This is a genomic window from Rhodococcus sp. B50, from assembly GCF_013602415.1.
Classification (GTDB): domain Bacteria; phylum Actinomycetota; class Actinomycetes; order Mycobacteriales; family Mycobacteriaceae; genus Rhodococcus.
On record NZ_WPAG02000002.1, the window covers coordinates 4,350,715 to 4,367,502 of the forward strand.

The window sequence follows — 16,788 nt, forward strand, 5'->3', positions numbered from 1 at the left end:
CCGTCCTCACCTGTCCGCGACGACTCGCCCGAGGACCCGGGCTGCCTCCCTGAATGCCGCGGGATTCGGGCCTGCGAAGTTGAGCCGGAGGTACTGTCCGGTGGGCTCTGCCGGGAACCACTCGTCACCCGCCGCGACGAGCACCCCGGCGGCCTCGCAGTCGCGCGCGACGGCTCGGGCATCGACGTCATCCGGGAGCCTGCCCCACAGGTTGAGCCCACCGGGCGGCAGTCCGTCGACATCCACATCCGGTGCATACTCACGAAGTTCGCTCGCGAGGAGGTTGCGGCGGGATTCGAGTTCGCGACGAACCACCCGCAGGTGGGTCTGCCATGCGGGTTGAGTGACGACGTCGAGCGCCACAGTCTGGAGAACACCACTCACATAGACGGATTCGGCCTGCACGTCGGCGAGGATGCGTTCGCGGGCGGGTCCTCGCGCGACGATCGCCGCGACCCGCACCGACGGCGCGACACTCTTGGTCAGCGAGCGGACGTAGACGACGTGGCCGGAGTCGTCGCGCGCGAACAACGGTACGGATGGTGCCGAGATCCCGAAGTCGTGGGCCCAATCGTCTTCGATGACGAATGCTCCTGCGCCGCGCACCACGTCGAGGACCCGCTCGCCGATCGACGACGACCATTGCACCCCAGTGGGATTCGCAAAGTTCGGTTGCGCGTAGAAGGCGCGCGCCCTGGTCCGGTGGAACGCGCGGGCCAGCTCGTCGGGATCGGGTCCGTTGGGGCCGCTCGAGACGGGTACGAGTTGCACGCCCGCCTTCGTGGCTGCGAGGATCGCTCCCCAATAGGTCGGTGACTCCACCACGAGGGGATTGCCGGCGCCGACGAGTGCGCGGAACATCGAACCGAGGCCGCTCTGGCTGCCGGGTGTGATGATCACGTCGCCCGCAGCTGGTGGCGCGGTGGGCGCGTTCGTTGCTTCCGTCAGCTCCGTGGCGAACCATGCCTGCAACTCGGGAAGTCCCGCGGCAGGAGCCCGTCCGACTGCGGCATCGCTGCGGGATGCGCGCGAATATGCTCCGCGGACAAGGCGCTCGGGAAGCAGTGTGCGGTCGGGATAGCCGGAATGGAGCGCCACCACGTCGTTGGGCACTGTGCGCAGGGCGGCGGACGCGCGGGGAAGTGGGGGAGCCGTTCCGAGTGCTTCCGTCTGCCAGCTGTGATCGATCGTGTTCGACGTGCGGATCTGCCGTACGAAGGTGCCGACACCGGATCGGCTCTCCACGAGCCCCCGGGCCTGGAGTGTTCGCAGCGCCTTCTGCACCGTGACGGGGCTGACGCCGTACTGCGCGACGAGCGACCTCGTCGAGGGCAACCGGGAACCGGGTGCCGCGGTGGCGATCCACCGGCTCAGTTCCGCGATGAGATGCGAACTGCTACTGTTCGACATGAGACTACAGAGTAGCGCTATCGTCCCGGATCGGCCAGTGCTATCGCCCGATTCTCGCGGGCTCGCCTGGGGTCTTCTCGGCGTCGCAGGCTTCTCCCTGACCGTGCCGCTCACCCGTATTGGCGTCGAGAGCGGGGCGATGTCACCGCTGTTCGTTGCCGCCGGTCGTGCGGTCGTTGCGGCGGTACTTGCCGCTCTCGCGCTCGCATTCACGGGACAACGACTCCCGAACGGACATCAGTGGGGCAGAATCGCTGTCGTCACGAGCGGCGTGGTGGTCGGATTTCCCCTGCTCACCTCGTACGCCCTGACCACGGCACCGGCGAACCACAGCGCGATCGTCATCGCGATCCTTCCGGCCGCGACCGCGGTGGTCGCGGTACTGCGCGCCCGCGAACGGCCCCCGACCCCGTTCTGGGTCGCCGCGACTGCGGGGACGCTCGCCGTCATGGTCTTCGCCGGCCTGCACGATGGAGCCTTCGAGGGATTCGGCCGAGCCGATCTGCTGTTGCTCGGTGCGGTGGTCGCCGCCGCTGTCGGTTACGCCGAAGGCGGTTTGCTGGCACGGGAGATCGGTGCGTGGCAGACGATCTCGTGGGCACTGGTTCTGGCGTCGCCGCTCATGGTGTCGCTCACGCTCGTCTCGTTCACCGCCGGGCTGCCGCACGGCGGTGTGACGCACTGGGCGTCGTTCGCGTACCTCGGTGTCGTCAGCATGTTCCTCGGCTTCTTCGCGTGGTATCGAGGTCTGGCGATCGGGCCGATGGCGCGGGTCGGGCAGGTTCAACTGACCCAACCGATCATGACGGTCGGGTGGGCCGCGTGGCTGCTGGGAGAACCGCTGACATGGGCGGTGGTTGGGGGCGGTGCCCGCGTCGTGCTGTGTGCCGGCACCGCCGTCCGCGTCCGTCGGACCTGAGGTGTGTCAGTCCTTGTCGAGGAAGAAGTCCCATCGCGGGTTGTCGCCTCCGCCGTAACGCGACAGGTCCGTGACTCCGGCCTCGGCCAGGACATCGGCGTCGACGAAGCACTGACCGGTGGTCTCCTTCGCCGGTCGTGAGAGGATCTCGACCGCGGCGTCGGCCATGATCTCGGGGCTGCGCGATGCGGCGATCAGCGCCTCACCGTCGGGGGTATTGGCCACGGCGGAGGTCGCGATGTAGGTCTCGGGCCACAGGCAGTTCGCGGCGACACCGGCGGCGGCGTATTCGGCCGCGAATCCCAGAGTGAGCAGCGACATTCCGTACTTCGACAGTGTGTACGAGGGGTGGATGCCGAGCCAGTACGGGTTCATGTTGACCGGTGGGGCGATGGTGAGGATGTGCGGGTTCGAGGAATCCCGCAGGTGCGGCAATGCCGCCTTGGAGAGCAGGAACGTTCCGCGGCAGTTGATCTCCTGCATCAGGTCGTACTTCTTCACCGACAGGGATTCGGTGGGTTCGGTGGCGATGGCGCTGGCGTTGTTCACGCAGATGTCGACGCCGCCGAACCGTTCCACCGCCGTGTCGACGGCCCGCCGGACATCGTCCTCCTTCCGGACGTCGCCCACCACCGCGACGGCCTTGCCGCCGGCGGCCTCGATGTCGGCGACGGCGGTGTGCACCGTTCCCTTCAATTTCGGGTGGGGCTCGGCGGTCTTGGCCAGGAGTACCACGTTCGCGCCCCGACGGGCAGCGGCGACCGCGATGGCCAGTCCGATACCGCGGCTCGCGCCGGAGATGACCATGGTGCGGTCGCTGAGGGCATTCTGGCTCGACATCGTTCTCCCTGGTCGACTTCGGGTATTCAGCTCTGTTCTCGCCAATGATATTGGCATTCTCTTTTTCTGCAAGTAATGTATCCGGTGTGAACGACTTCGCAGAAACCTCGTCGGGTATCCCGCTCGAGCCTGTCTACGGGCCGGGCGACCGTGCTACCGAACCGCCGGCGCCGGGAAGCTTCCCCTTCACGCGCGGGAACTTCTCCAACGGCTACCGGGGCCGGTTGTGGACGTTTCGTCAGTACTCCGGGTTCGGCACTGCGGAGGAGTCCAACCGCCGCTATCGCTACCTGCTCGACCAAGGCGGCACCGGACTGTCGGTCGCGCTCGATCTGCCGACCCAGTGCGGCTACGACTCCGACGACCCCGAGGTCGGCGAGGAGGTGGGCCGCGTCGGCGTCGCCGTCGACACGCTCGCCGATGCCGAGGTGCTGTTCGACGGCATCCCGCTCGACAAGATCAGTACGAGCTTCACCATCAACGGCACCGCCGCGATCCTGCTGGCGTTCTACGTCGCCGCCGCGGAGAAGAAGGGGGTACCGCGCGAGAAGCTCACCGGTACCATCCAGAACGACATCCTCAAGGAGTACGCCTCCCGCGGCACGTGGATCTGGCCGCCCGAGCCGTCGCTCCGCCTCATCGCCGACACCATCGAGTTCTGTGCCGCGGAAGTGCCGCGCTTCAACGCGATCTCGGTGGCCGGAGCCCACTTCCGCGACGCCGGCGCGAACGCGGTGCAGGAGATGGCGTTCACCCTCGCCGACGGTGTCACCTACTGCGACACCGTGGTCGAACGCGGACGGATGACCATCGATCAGTTCGCCCCGCAGATCTCGTTCTTCTTCTACACCCACGGTGACTTCTTCGAGGAGATCGCCAAATACCGTGCCGGACGACGTCGTTGGGCGACGATCGTGCGCGAACGCTACGGCGCCACCACCGACAAGGCGTCGATGTTCCGCTTCGGGTGTGTCGCCGGTGGGGCGTCGCTGTATGCGCCGCAGGCACAGAACAATCTCGTGCGCGTCGCCTACGAGTCCATGGCGTCGGTGCTCGGCGGCGTGCAGTCGATGTTCACCGCGGCCTGGGACGAACCGTTCGCCCTGCCCAGTGAGGAATCGGCGACCCTCGCGCTGCGCACGCAGCAGATCCTCGCGTACGAGACCGGTGTGACCCGCGTCGCCGACCCCCTCGGCGGGTCGTACTTCGTCGAGGCGCTCACCGACGCGACCGAGGAGCGCATCGTCGAGATCATGGCCGATCTCGAAGAACACGGCGGTATGGTCCGCGCGATCGAGGACGGCTACCTGCAGGGCCTCATCGCCGACGAGGCCTACAAGATCCACCAGGAGATCGAGAACGGCGACCGGCCGGTGGTCGGTGTGAACAAGTTCGTCTCCGACGAACCCCAGCCCGAGATCTCCACCTACGAACTCGACGCCGAAGGCCGCGAGATGCAGCTGAAGCGACTCGCGAAGGTCAAGGCCGAACGCGACCCCGACGCGGTGCGCACCACACTCGCGGCCCTGTCCCGCGCAGCGGAAGGAACCGACAATCTCATGCATTCCCTGATCGATTGCGCCAACGCGTATTGCACCGTCGGAGAGATGGTCTCCACGCTGAAGAACGTGTGGGGCGAGTTCCAGCAGCCGGTGGTGTTCTGATGACCGCCCGCATTCTCGTCGCCAAGCCCGGACTCGACGGACACGACCGCGGGGCGAAGATCGTCGCGCGTGCGTTGCGCGACGCGGGCTTCGAGGTCGTCTACACCGGAATCCGCCAGAAGGTCGAGGACATCGTCTCGATCGCCGTGCAGGAGGACGTGGCGGTGGTCGGTCTGAGCATCCTGTCGGGTGCGCACATCGCACTCACCACCAAGGTCGTCGAGGGCCTGCGCGCTGCCGACGCCGGCGACATCGATGTCATCGTCGGCGGAACGATCCCCCAGGGCGACGTGCCGAAACTACTCGATGCGGGTGCCGCGGCGGTGTTCCCCACGAGCACACCGCTGGACGTGCTGGTCAGCGAGATCCGCAAGTTGACCGGGACGCCGGACGCGTCCTGACCCGCATCACACATCATCGAGCTCGGGAACCTGGAGGAATCGTGCGTATCGGAGTGATGGTCGGCCCGGAACAGGGTGATACCAACCGCAAGGTCGACCGCATGCTGAAGGACGTCGAGTGGGCAGAATCGGCCGACCTCGACACCGTGTGGGTCCCGCAGATCCCCACCGACTTCGACGCATTGACGGCTGTCGCCCTGATGGGGACGAGAACGTCCCGTATCGAGATCGGTACGGCCGTCGTGCCTCTGCAGGCGCAGCATCCGGTCCACCTGGTGCGGCAGTCGCTGTCGACGCATGCCGCGCTCGGCGGCCGCCTCGCCCTCGGCGTCGGCCCGTCGCACCACTGGATCGTGCAGGACATGCTCGGCCTGCCCTACGACAAGCCCGCCAAGTACACGCGCGACTATCTCGAGGTGCTGAACGCCGCGCGCGACCTGCCGGGTTCGATCGACGTCGAGAACGACACCTTCACGGTCCACAACCCCCTCGACATCGCGCCCGTTGCGCCCATGCCGGTCCTCGTCGCGGCGCTCGGTCCGGTCATGCTGAAGATCGCCGGCGAACTCGGCGACGGCACCGTGCTGTGGATGGCCGACGAACGCGCCATCGCCGAACACATCGCCCCGCGCATCACCAAGGCCGCGGAGGAGGCGGGTAAGCCGAAACCGCGGATCGTCGCCGGTGTGCCGGTCTGCCTGTGTGCACCCTCGGAGGTCGACGTCGCCCGCGAGCGCGCCAATCGCATTCTCGCCGAGGCGGAGATCTCGCCCAACTACCAGCGGCTCCTCGAGCACGGTCAGGCGAAGGACATCGGCGACATGGCCATCGTCGGCGACGAGGACGCGATCCTCGCCGGTTTCCGACGCTACGAGCAGGCCGGGGTCACCGACCTGTCGATGCGGCTGCTGCCGATCGGCGACACCCGCGACGAGCTGGTCGCGTCGAAGTACCGCACCCGCGAGGTCGTCGCCGAGCTCGTGAAGGAACTGCGGTGACGGAAGGCCCGCTCGCGGGGATCAGGATCCTCGAGGTCGGCCACATCCTCGCCGGCCCCTACGCGACGATGCTGCTGGCCGATCTCGGAGCCGAAGTCACGAAGATCGAACCGCCCACCGGGGATCTCTCCCGCCAGGTGAGCGACGCGTACTTCGCCAGCCTCAACCGCGGCAAGCGCAGCATCTGCCTCGACCTGACCACCGACGACGGCGTGCGCCGCCTCGGTGAGCTGGCTTCCGAATCCCACGCGCTGCTGGTCAATCTCAAGCCGTCGGCCATCCGGAAGTTCGGCCTGACCTACGATGCCCTGCGCAGGTGGAACGACAAGATCGTCTGTGTCGCGATCACGGGTTACGGGCTCGACGGTGGCGACGATCCGGCTTTCGATTACGTCGTCCAGGCCCAGACCGGTGTCGCAGCGCTGACGGGCGACCCCGACGGCCCGCCGATGCTGCCCGGTTACTCGGCGGCCGACAACTCGACGGGCATGACCGCGGCGCTCGGCCTGCTCGCACAGATCGTGTCCGGTCGTGGCGGTCAGGTCGACGTGTCGCTGCGCGACGTCATGCTGTCGCAGCTCAACTACCGTGCCTCGGCGTACCTGAACGAGGGAACCGAGCCGCGGCGCATGCCGAACGGAGCACACTCGTATTACGTTCCTGCCCAACTGTTCCCGACCGCAGAGGGCACGCTCGCGCTGTTCGTCACACACGACGGTTTCTGGCGGATCTTCGCCGCCGAGGCAGGGATCGACGGGTTCCCGACCATGGCCGAACGCGCACAGCGACGCGACGAGGTGCTCGCGGTGGTCACCGAGGCACTCTCGCATGACACCGCTGCCGGCTGGGAAGCCCGCCTCCGGCCGCTCGGGGTCCCGGCTGCCGCGGTCCGGTCGCTGCCCGACGCGCTCCATGCGACTCCCGAGATGATCGTCACCGCCGGTGATTACCGTCTGGTGGGGAGCCCGATCCGGGTGGACGGGTATGAACCGCAGTACGGACCACCCCCGAAACTGGGCGAGCACACCGACGCATCGGTGACCGTGGGACCTGCCTGATCCGTCCGCAGGTTCGGTGATCCCACTCGCGACCGGCGCCCCCTCCGTAGCCTGGACGTACCACGGCTGCGGTGGGGGTGACGATGAGACGAGCGGTCCTCGTGATGGTGTTACTTCTGGTCGCGGCCTGTTCTGATGCCGGAGACCAGCAACAACCGACGAACGTTCCTGCAGTGGATGCGGAATGCGACGCCGCCGACCACCGCTTCGTCTCGTCCGTCAGCGCCGACGGTCGTCACTTCGAGGACCAGTACGGCGATCCCGTCCTCGTTCGCGGTGATTCGCCGTGGTCGGGTATGGCCGACTGGTCGCCCGAGCAGGCCGAGCTGTACTTCGCCGACCGCGAGACCAACGGGTTCGACGCGTCGATCATGTCGGCCATCGTCGTCCCCGTGAACGGCGGACCGAGCTACGAAGGTGCCACTTTCGACGGCATCGAACCGTTCGTCGACGGCGATATCACCCGATGGAACGAGGCGTACTGGTCGCGCGTCGACGACTACCTCCGGATCGCGTGCCGCCACGGGAACACGGTCTTCCTCTACCCGATGGACGGATGGAATCTCGCCCACGTGTTCGCCTCGACCACCCCGGAGGAGGCGTTCGAATACGGCCGGAGGTTCGCCCAGCGGTACTCGCAGTTCCCCAACATCGTCTGGATGACCGGCGGGGACTACTCGCCGGAGGCCGACGATCTCGCGGCCGGTGCCGAATCGGACCTTGTGCTGCGCGCGATGCTCGACGGGATCCGCGACGCGGGTTCCGACGCGCCGTTCACGATCCAGCTGGGTTGGGACAAGCTGCTGTCCACGGATCATCCGTTCTGGGAACCGATCGTGGACTGGAACTTCGTCTACACCTACGCGCCGACCTATCAAGCGGTCCTGCAGGCCTACGAGCGTGCCGACGGAACCCGCGACCCGCGACCCGCACTGTTCTCGGAGGGCAACTACGAAGGCGAGAACAACCAGGAGGACACGGCGCCGACCACCGACGAGACCCTGCGGCGTCAGGTGCTGTGGGCGTTGACCTCCGGCTCACCCGGGGAGTTCCGGGGTTCCGACGACTGGGAGTTCCTGCCGGGATGGGAGGCCCGCTTGGACACGCCCGCCGTCGCGCAACTGCGAGCGATACGCGAACTGTGGCAGTCGTGGCCGTGGTGGGAGCTCGTCCCCGACGTCGACGAACCCCTGGTCGTCGCAGGTCGCGGCACTCGCCGAACGAGTGACGAGATGGTCGACGTCCTGGACGACGACTATGTCACCGCGGCCCGGACACCCGACGGTGCACTCGCCGTCGTCTACGTTCCGACGCAGCGCACGATCCGGCTCGATCCTGCCCTGGTGCCGGAGGCGGCGACCCTCGAGTGGGTCGATCCCGCCGACGCGACCGGCCCTCGGCGGCCGGCGACTCCCGACGAGAACGGCGAGGTCTCGACGCCGGGACCCAACGCGGGTGGGGACGAGGATTGGCTCCTCGTGATCACCGACCGACAAGCGTGAGAGCGCGGGAACGGCGGAGCGACACCGCCGGCACCACCGCGAGGAGTCCGACCACACCCGCCGCGACGAAGGTCGCCGCGGTGGACGTCGAACCCAGCAGGGCTCCGAAGACGACCGATCCGGCCGCCTGGCCGGCGGCGAGGGCGATGAACAACGCGACGGTGCCTTCGGCTGCACGCTCGGACACCGAGCGTACGGCCCACACGATGAGCACCCCGCTCATGGCGATGTAGCTCGCGCCGAACAGGGCGACGGAGACGTAGGCGGGGATCGGTGAGCCGGGAAGCAGGCCCAGCAGAACGGTGGCCGCGGACATGGCGGTGGTCGTGAGCGTCCATGCGACCGGCAGGTTCCAGGTCTGCACGATCCGGCCCGCGGTCGCCCCCAGCACCCCGAAGGCGCCCAGGACCATCCACGCGAGAACCGAGTAGGTCTCTCCGCCGGTCCCGTCGCTCATGACGGACCGGCCGAATGTCCATATCGCCGCGCTCGAGGCCCCGGCCAGTACCGCTGCGACGAGAGGGCGGACCAACGGGGACAGTTCACCGAGCCGCACGGGCGTGGTGTGTGCGGGATCCCCTCGGCCGGCCGGTTGCCGGTCGGTGCGGAGGACGGCGAGAGCGACCCCGGCGGTGAGGACCGCGATGATGACCCATCCCACACGCCACTGACCTGCGGTGGCGAAGACCAGTGCCCCGGCGGCGACGAGGCCCACCCCGGTTCCCGAATTGACGATCGTCTGCGCGCTCTCCTGCCGGCCGGGAGCGATATTGCGTTCGACGAGCGTCACGAGACCGGGAGTGGCGAATCCGGACCCGGCTCCGGCGACCACCACACTCAGCGCGAAGACGACCGTGTGCGTCGACGCGGCCACGCCCAGCGCACCGATGGCCGCCGTTGCTCCGGCGCAGGCCACGACGAGACGCGGGCGTCCGCTGCTCCTCGACGCGATGACCGCAGCGACACAGTACGAGAGGAAGCTGCCTGCCTGGATGGCGCCGGCCACCGTCGAGCCCATCCCGAACGAGTCGGTGAACTGGGGCAGGAAGAGTCCGTACCCGAAGCGCGCCAGCCCGTAGGTGGTCGCGATCAGTGCCGTGCCAGCGATGACCAGTGACTGCATCGCGTCCCCCGGACGAGTCGAAGACCAGAACGATCGTTACTCTACTCCGGCACGATCGTTCTATCAGAACGAGCGTTACAGTGTGGGCATGACCACGGCTCGTCGACCCGCTCGCGCCCGTCTGCTCCGGGCCGCCGAGGAGATGCTCTTCGATCGGGGGATCCGGGCAACGCCTGTCGACGACCTGCTGCGCCGGGCCGAAGCGTCCGCGGCGTCCCTGTACACGCATTTCGGGAGCAAGGAAGCGCTGGTCGCCGAAGCGCTGAGGGTCCGGTCGGCCGAGTGGCGCACGGTGTGGGACCGGCACGTGGTCGACGCGGACGACGACATGGGACGCCTACTGGCGATCTTCGACGCCCTCGCGTCGTTCCGTGACAGCGCGGAATCGCCCGCCCGCTGGTGCGCCTTCCTCGCGACCGCGACGGAGTTCCCCGAACCGACGGACGAGATCGGTGAGGTGCTCGCAGCGGACAGCGACCTGCTCGCCGAGCGGCTCCTGCACCTCTCGAAGCCGGTGGCGGGACCGAAAGCGCAGGATCTCGCCGACGACGTACTCACCGCCTACAACGGAACGTTGGCGGCTTTCCTGCGCGGTCGACCGTCGTCGCCGATCGAGGTGGGGCGCAGGGTGGCGCGCTCGGCCGCCCTGTCCTACCGGTGACGATCAGACGTACTTGACCTTGATGTCCTCGCTGTCGGGCACGCCCTGGCAGGTGAGGATGTAGCCGTCGGCGATCTCTTCTTCGGACAGCGCGTCGTTGACGCGCATCGTCGCGCTGCCGTGGGTGATCTGGGCGATGCAGGTCGCGCAGTTGCCGGCCTCGCACGAGAACGGCGGCGCCAGTCCCGCGCGACGGGCACTCTCGAGCAGTGTCTCGCCGGCGTGCCGGGGGACCGACGCGCGCTGGTTGCCGAGGCGGATCGACACGGTGCCCTTCACCTCACCGCTCGTCGCGGGGGCAGTGTCGTCCTGGGCGTCCTCGGGCTTGATCGGTTCGGCTGCGCTGCCGAAACGTTCGCTGTAGATGTTGCCGGGGCCGGGGAGCGCGGCCTCGACCATGTCCATGAATGCTTCCGGCCCGCACAGGTAGCTGTCGGCGCCACCATCGGATCCCACGAAGGCCTGCACGGCGTCGGGGGTGAGCAGTCCGCTCTCGTCGTCGAAGTGCCGCACCACCTCGAGGCGACCCGCGTGCCGGGCGACGAGTTCGTCGGTGAGGCTCGCGAAGATCGCGGACGCGCGGTCACGGTCGGCGATCAGCAGTCGCACCGGCCGGTCGGTCGTCGCGAGTGCACTCTTGGCGAGCGACAGGATCGGCGTGATACCGCTTCCGCCGGCGAAACCGAGTACCGGACCCGCTGCCTCGCGGAGCAGGAAAGTTCCTGCCGGTCGGGTGATCTCGACCTCGTCGCCTTCCGCGATGTTGTCGTGCAGCCAGTTCGAGACGGCACCTCCGGCCACCCGCTTGACGGTGGTCATCATCTCGGTGTCGGTCTCGGGGGCGCTCGACATCGAGTACGAGCGGTACAGGTCGGTGCCGTCGACCTTCACCTTGAAGGTGCAGAACTGCCCTGACTTGTAGGTGAAGGGCCCGTCGAGGGGATCGAGCACGTAGGTGCGGGCGTCGTCGGTCTCCTTCACGATCCGGGTCACGGTCGCGCGCTGAAACAAAGGTGGTCTCGCCATGGACCGTCTCCTCCTGGTATCAATGTTCTGCAAGAACGAGAGTACTATTCTCATTCAGGAGAGCAAGACCTCTCGACCGGTATTGCTGCGAAGCGAGAGAGCGCCATGACAGAGCCCGCCGTGCTGGCCTTCGAAGACCGCGAGTACACCCTCGCGGAACTCGAGGCGCTCACCTGCGGAGTCGCTCGTGCCCTGGCCGACCGCGGAGTCGGCCCCGGCGACCGTGTGGCACTCATGTCGTCGAACCGCCCCGAATTCGTGATGGCCTACCGGGCCATCGGGAAGCTCGGCGCCGTCGTGGTCCTGCTGAGCCCGGCCTGGAAGAGCGCCGAGGTCGAGCACGCCCTGCGCCTGACAGAACCGGCCTTCGCGATCGGCGACAACCCCGTCCTCGCCGACGCGATGCCGATGCTCGACCTCGACGATCCGATCGACTCCCACGACGGTGACTTCACGACGGCCCTCGTGGACCCCGATGCCGACGCTCTGCTGGTGTTCAGCTCCGGAACCACCGGACTACCCAAGGCCGTGCGGCACACGCACTCGTCGTTCGCCGCGGCCGTGGCGCACTGGCGCCGGGCCCTCGACCTGACTGCGGACGACCGGCTCCAGATCGTCACCCCGCCCTCACACATCCTCGGCCTGCTCAACATCGCCACCGTGCTCGACGCAGGCGGATGGATGCGGCTGCACCGGCGGTTCGACCTCGACGCGATGCTGAGCTGTATCGAACGGGACCGGATCACCGTCGAGATGGCCGTCGCGCCGATCGCCCTCGCGATCGCCTCGCACCCGCAGCTCGAATCGTTCGACCTGTCGTCGCTGCGCTACATCATGTGGGGCGCCACGCCCGTCACCGTGAGCGTTGCGGAGACCGTCACCCGGCGTACAGGAGTGACCTGGTTGCCCGCCTATGGGGCCAGCGAGGTACCTGTCATCACCTGCAATCCGGTGGACGACGCCCGCCTCGACAGCGTCGGCCGGCCCGTCCCGGGTGTCGAGCTCCGGGTCGTCGCGCTCGGTACCGATCGTGAGGTCGCGGCCGGGGAGACCGGCGAGATCCAGGTGCGCTCGGCGTCGGCCATGGCGGGTTACCTGCCCGACGATGCAACCGCCGCGGCGTTCTCGGACGGCTGGTACCGCACCGGCGATGTGGGCTCGGTCGACGCCGACGGCCGGCTGCGGATCACCGACCGGGCCAAGGACATGATCAAGGTCAACGGATTCCAGGTCGCCCCTGCCGAAGTCGAGGCCGTGCTGCACGGCCATCCGGACATCGCCGACTGCGCCGTCTTCGGAACGAAGAACGGCGCGGCGGGCGAGACGGTCGTCGCGGCGATCACCACCACCGCGACGCTCGATCCCGACGACATCTCCGCCTATGTGGCCGAACGACTCGCGTCGTACAAGCGACCGGGACGCGTGATCTTCGTGCCCGACATTCCCCGCCTGCCGTCCGGCAAGGTCTTGCGCCGACAACTCGAGGAGCGCCATGGACGTACGTCTGACCATTGAACAACAGCAGTTGCGCGACGCCGCCGCCAAACTGGCCGACGATCTGGGTGCCCGCTCGGTGTCGGATCTGGACGACGCGGCCCGTCGCGCACGGCTGGAGAAGACCGTCGCGTCGACCGGTTGGCGCTCCCTGCGCTCCGACGGTGCATCGGGAGTCGAGGTCGCCCTCGTCGCAGAGGAATTCGGACGAGGGCTCGTCGACGTCCCGTTCTTCGGGCCGGTGCTCGCCGACGACCTGCACCGGCACTTCTCCGACGACCAGCCGACTCGTGCCATCGCCGTCGGTGCCGACGCTTTCGACGCGCACGGTCTGGATCGCGCTCTCGTGCTCCGGGACCGGACGGTGTCGGTGGCGGCCGTCGGGGAGCCCTCACCCGGTGCGGATTTGACCCGCTCGTTCGCGGCGTTCTCCGAACCGGACGAGACACTCGGAGAACTCTCCGCCGAGAACGCCGACCGTGCGTATGCTCTCGCGCTGGTCGTCACATGCGCGGACCTCGTCGGCGTGTCCCGGGGTGCGCAGGCGGTAGCCGTCGACTACGCGAAGATCCGTGAGCAGTACGGCAATACGATCGGGTCGTACCAGGCGGTCGCACACATGCTGGCCGAGAGCGAAGCGCTCGTCGAAGGTTCGATCAGTGTGCTCCGGCACGCCGCCTGGGCCGTCGACGAACTGACGCCCGAGGAAGCGATCCGCGCTGCGCGCATCGCCAAGATCTACACCGCGCGCGCCGCGCGCACCGTCTGCGAGACCGCCGTTCAGGTGCACGGCGGGATCGGCAACACCTGGGAGTGCATCGAGCACGTGTACCTGCGGCGGGCCTTGACGTCCACCGAACTGTTCCCCGTGAGGCTGGAGGAGATCGACCTTGGACTTTCGTGACTCGCCGGAAGAAGCCGCATTCCGCGCCCGGCTGCGGACCTGGCTCGCCGATCAGGCCGGAAAATTCCCTACCTCGGGTGACGAGTACTGGGCGCGGCAGGGCGAATGGCATCAGGCGCTCTACAGCGCAGGATTCTTCGGTCTGTCGTGGCCGAAGAAGTACGGCGGGCAGGATCTTCCGCCCGTCTACGACGTGATCCTCGACGAGGAACTCGCGATCGCCGGGTGCCCACCCCGGCCGAGCCTGGGTTATCTCGTGGTGGGTCTCGGTCATCACGCGAGCGATGAACTGTGCGAACGGTTCCTGCCCGGCATGATCGACGGCACCGAACGGTGGTGTCAGGGATTCAGCGAGCCCGGCGCCGGTTCCGACCTCGCGTCGCTCACCACCACCGCGACCCGCGACGGCGACGAGTACGTCATCCACGGCCACAAGGTCTGGACGAGCTATTCCGATGTCGCCGACTGGTGTCTGCTGCTCGCCCGCACCGAACCGGATGCGCCGCGGCACCGCGGTATCTCGGCTTTCATCGTCTCGATGCACCAGGACGGCATCGAACAGCGCCCGCTGAAGATGATCAGTGGCGTCACCAAGGAATTCGGCCAGGTGCTGTTCGACGGTGCCCGCGTGCCGGCGAGCCGCATGGTCGGTGCGCCGGGAGAGGGATGGCGGGTCGCGATGACCGTCGTCGGCCACGAGCGTGAACCGTCCACTCTCGGATTCGCCGCGCGCTACGGCAAGCTCGTGCGTCAGCTGGCGAAGCGCGTCGACGGTCCGGTCCCACAGGATCTGGCGTGGGCCGCGGTGCAGTCGGAGATGCTGCGCCTGCACGTGCGCCGGCGACTGTCCGAGCAGCTCGACGGCGTGTCGCACGGTTCGGAGGGTTCGCTCGACAAGCTGCTCATGACCTGGGTCGACCAGTCGGTCGGACACGCGGCCCTGGCAGTGGCCGGCAGCCGCGACGAGGAGCTGCTCGGCTCCTACATGTACAGCCGCGCGCAGTCCGTGATGGGCGGCACGTCGCAGATCCAGAAGAACATCATCGCTTCGCGCATCCTCGGATTGGGGGTCTGACATGTACGGCATGACCGACGAGATCGAGGTCCGCGCCGAAGGGCCGCTGCGGATCATCACACTCAACCGGCCGTCGAAATACAACGCGGTCAACGACTCACTGCATGCGGGACTGGCCCGGCTGTGGCCGCAGTTGAGTGCCGACCGTGAGGTCCGCGCCGCGGTGATCACGGGGGCCGGCAAGGCATTCTCGGCCGGCGGCGATCTCGATTATCTGGCCGAACTGGGGCAGGACGCGGAACTGCGCGCCAAGACCATCGCCGACGGCCGCGAGATCGTCCTCGGCATGGCGCGCTGCCGGGTCCCCGTGGTGGCCGCTGTCAACGGCCCCGCGGTGGGACTCGGGTGCAGCCTGGTCGCGCTCAGCGACGTGGTCTACATGGGGGAGGGCACCTATCTTGCCGATCCGCACGTGCAGGTTGGGCTGGTCGCGGCCGACGGCGGTCCGCTGACCTGGCCGCTGCAGATCAGCCTGTTGCAGGCGAAGGAGTTCGCCTTCTTCGGGGAGCGGATCCCCGCGGAGCGGGCGCGCGAACTCGGTTTGGCGAACCACGTCGTGGCCGACCCGCTGGCCGAGGCACTCGCCTGCGCCAAGCGTCTCGTGGAACAACCGCAGAAGGCAGTGGAGGCCACCAAGCGCCTGCTCAACATCCACCTGGAACGCGCGGTGCTCGCGACGCTGGACTACGCGATGAGTGCCGAGGAGATGACCTTCCAGAGCGACGACTTCCGTGCGAACATCGCGAGGATGACTGCAGGGAAGTCGTGAGCGGAGAAACCGGGTGATCGGACGGCTGCGCTCGCTGTCGAGCTTTCATCCCGATCTGCGGGCAGTGGCGCTGCTCGCCCCACGTCGTGCGGTGACCCCGAGGTCGTTGCCGGTGATGCGCATGCTCACCCGCGCGATCCGGGGCACCGACCCGGACGTGTATGTCTTCGAACCGGGAGTGTCCGTCCGCTGGTTCGGTGCTCCGGCCTCTGTGGGGGCTGAACCCGGTGCGGCTCTGCTGTGGATCCACGGCGGCGGGTACGTCTTCGGCCGGGCCGCGCAGGACGACGCGCTGTGCCGGCGGTTCGCCGATCGGCTCGGTATTGCCGTTGCCTCGGTGGACTACCGCCTTGCACCCGAACATCCCTATCCGACTCCGCTCGAGGACTGCCTGCGCGCCTACGAGTGGCTGCGGAGCCGGCCGGAAGTCGATCCGACACGTATCGCGGTCGGAGGCGCGAGTGCGGGAGCAGGTCTGGCTGCGGCACTCGCTTTTCTGATCCGGGACAGGGAATTACCGGCGCCGGCCTTCCAACTTCTGGCCTATCCGATGCTGGACGATCGCACCGGCGACGGTCCCGCGCACACCCGGATGTGGGATGTGTGCAGCAACCGTTTCGGTTGGACGAGCTATCTGGACGTGGCCGATCCGGAGGTCGCGGTGCCGGCGCGTCGAACCGATCTGTCGGGTCTGCCCCCGGCCTGGATCGGGGTGGGCACGCACGATCTGTTCCTCGACGAGGACCGCGCATACGCGGAACGGTTGCGGGCAGCGGGTGTCCCGTGTGCTCTCCACATCGTCGACGGAGCGTTCCACGGCTTCGATTCGGTGGCCTCGCGCACGGGTGTCGCGCGCGGGTTCTTCGACGAGCAGTGCTCGGCCCTGGACACCGCACTCTCCCTGGAACGCTCGTAGGGCCGCTGCCGAATCTCGGCAGCGGCCC

16 protein-coding genes are annotated in these 16,788 nt (G+C 67.9%); 12 read left to right on the forward strand and 4 right to left on the reverse strand.

Going from position 1 to position 16,788, the window contains the following annotated elements; translation table 11 throughout:
- Positions 1-6 precede the first annotated feature (6 nt).
- Positions 7-1,410, reverse strand: coding sequence for an aminotransferase-like domain-containing protein (locus GON09_RS20495; RefSeq protein ID WP_213933432.1), 1,404 nt, complete (start codon positions 1,408-1,410; stop codon positions 7-9).
- 37 nt (positions 1,411-1,447) lie between these two features.
- Here GON09_RS20495 and GON09_RS20500 point away from each other — a divergent pair, with 37 nt between their 5' ends.
- The gene (locus GON09_RS20500; protein WP_213933433.1) at positions 1,448-2,329 is read left to right on the forward strand and encodes a DMT family transporter; all 882 of its coding nucleotides are present in this window, start codon (positions 1,448-1,450) and stop codon (positions 2,327-2,329) included.
- A gap of 6 nt (positions 2,330-2,335) precedes the next feature.
- Here GON09_RS20500 and GON09_RS20505 read toward each other — a convergent pair whose 3' ends face one another.
- Entirely contained in the window at positions 2,336-3,169 is an 834-nt protein-coding gene (locus tag GON09_RS20505; RefSeq protein ID WP_213933434.1) for an SDR family oxidoreductase, read from the reverse strand.
- A 44-nt stretch (positions 3,170-3,213) separates the two neighbouring features.
- Between GON09_RS20505 and GON09_RS20510 the strand changes: the two genes are divergently transcribed.
- From GON09_RS20510 to GON09_RS20530, 5 genes are all read left to right on the forward strand, one after another.
- Positions 3,214-4,833, forward strand: coding sequence for a methylmalonyl-CoA mutase family protein (locus GON09_RS20510; protein ID WP_213933435.1), 1,620 nt, complete (start codon positions 3,214-3,216; stop codon positions 4,831-4,833).
- A complete protein-coding gene (locus GON09_RS20515; RefSeq protein ID WP_213933437.1) occupies positions 4,833-5,234 on the forward strand; it encodes a cobalamin B12-binding domain-containing protein in 402 nt (133 codons plus the stop codon). The genes GON09_RS20510 and GON09_RS20515 overlap by 1 nt, the downstream gene beginning before the upstream one ends.
- A 41-nt stretch (positions 5,235-5,275) precedes the next feature.
- A complete protein-coding gene (locus GON09_RS20520; protein ID WP_213933438.1) occupies positions 5,276-6,232 on the forward strand; it encodes an LLM class F420-dependent oxidoreductase in 957 nt (318 codons plus the stop codon).
- Positions 6,229-7,290, forward strand: coding sequence for a CaiB/BaiF CoA transferase family protein (locus GON09_RS20525; protein ID WP_213933440.1), 1,062 nt, complete (start codon positions 6,229-6,231; stop codon positions 7,288-7,290). Before GON09_RS20520 ends, GON09_RS20525 begins: the two co-directional genes overlap by 4 nt.
- 83 nt (positions 7,291-7,373) lie before the next feature.
- Positions 7,374-8,792, forward strand: a complete 1,419-nt coding sequence (locus GON09_RS20530) for an apiosidase-like domain-containing protein (RefSeq protein WP_213933441.1) — start codon at positions 7,374-7,376, stop codon at positions 8,790-8,792.
- Here the strand turns inward: GON09_RS20530 and GON09_RS20535 are convergent.
- Positions 8,773-9,915, reverse strand: a complete 1,143-nt coding sequence (locus GON09_RS20535; protein WP_213933442.1) for an MFS transporter — start codon at positions 9,913-9,915, stop codon at positions 8,773-8,775. The genes GON09_RS20530 and GON09_RS20535 overlap by 20 nt on opposite strands.
- Positions 9,916-10,003: 88 nt before the next feature.
- Here GON09_RS20535 and GON09_RS20540 point away from each other — a divergent pair, with 88 nt between their 5' ends.
- Positions 10,004-10,576: a TetR/AcrR family transcriptional regulator gene (locus GON09_RS20540; RefSeq protein WP_244865580.1), complete on the forward strand. Its 573-nt coding sequence runs from the start codon at positions 10,004-10,006 to the stop codon at positions 10,574-10,576.
- Between the two features lie 3 nt (positions 10,577-10,579).
- Here GON09_RS20540 and GON09_RS20545 read toward each other — a convergent pair whose 3' ends face one another.
- Entirely contained in the window at positions 10,580-11,602 is a 1,023-nt protein-coding gene (locus GON09_RS20545) for a ferredoxin--NADP reductase (protein ID WP_213933443.1), read from the reverse strand.
- Positions 11,603-11,707: 105 nt separating this feature from the next.
- Between GON09_RS20545 and GON09_RS20550 the strand changes: the two genes are divergently transcribed.
- From GON09_RS20550 to GON09_RS20570, 5 genes are read left to right on the forward strand one after another with little or no spacing between them, the layout of a single operon-like run.
- On the forward strand, positions 11,708-13,117 hold the full coding sequence (locus GON09_RS20550; RefSeq protein ID WP_213933444.1) for a class I adenylate-forming enzyme family protein: 1,410 nt from the start codon (positions 11,708-11,710) through the stop codon (positions 13,115-13,117).
- On the forward strand, positions 13,095-14,000 hold the full coding sequence (locus tag GON09_RS20555) for an acyl-CoA dehydrogenase (protein ID WP_213933445.1): 906 nt from the start codon (positions 13,095-13,097) through the stop codon (positions 13,998-14,000). Before GON09_RS20550 ends, GON09_RS20555 begins: the two co-directional genes overlap by 23 nt.
- Positions 13,987-15,075, forward strand: coding sequence for an acyl-CoA dehydrogenase family protein (locus GON09_RS20560; protein WP_213933446.1), 1,089 nt, complete (start codon positions 13,987-13,989; stop codon positions 15,073-15,075). Before GON09_RS20555 ends, GON09_RS20560 begins: the two co-directional genes overlap by 14 nt.
- 1 nt (position 15,076) lies before the next feature.
- Positions 15,077-15,844: an enoyl-CoA hydratase/isomerase family protein gene (locus GON09_RS20565; protein ID WP_213933447.1), complete on the forward strand. Its 768-nt coding sequence runs from the start codon at positions 15,077-15,079 to the stop codon at positions 15,842-15,844.
- A gap of 13 nt (positions 15,845-15,857) precedes the next feature.
- Positions 15,858-16,760 carry an alpha/beta hydrolase gene (locus GON09_RS20570; RefSeq protein WP_213933448.1) on the forward strand — a complete coding sequence of 301 codons (903 nt, stop codon included), beginning with the start codon at positions 15,858-15,860 and terminating at the stop codon, positions 16,758-16,760.
- Positions 16,761-16,788 lie beyond the last annotated feature (28 nt).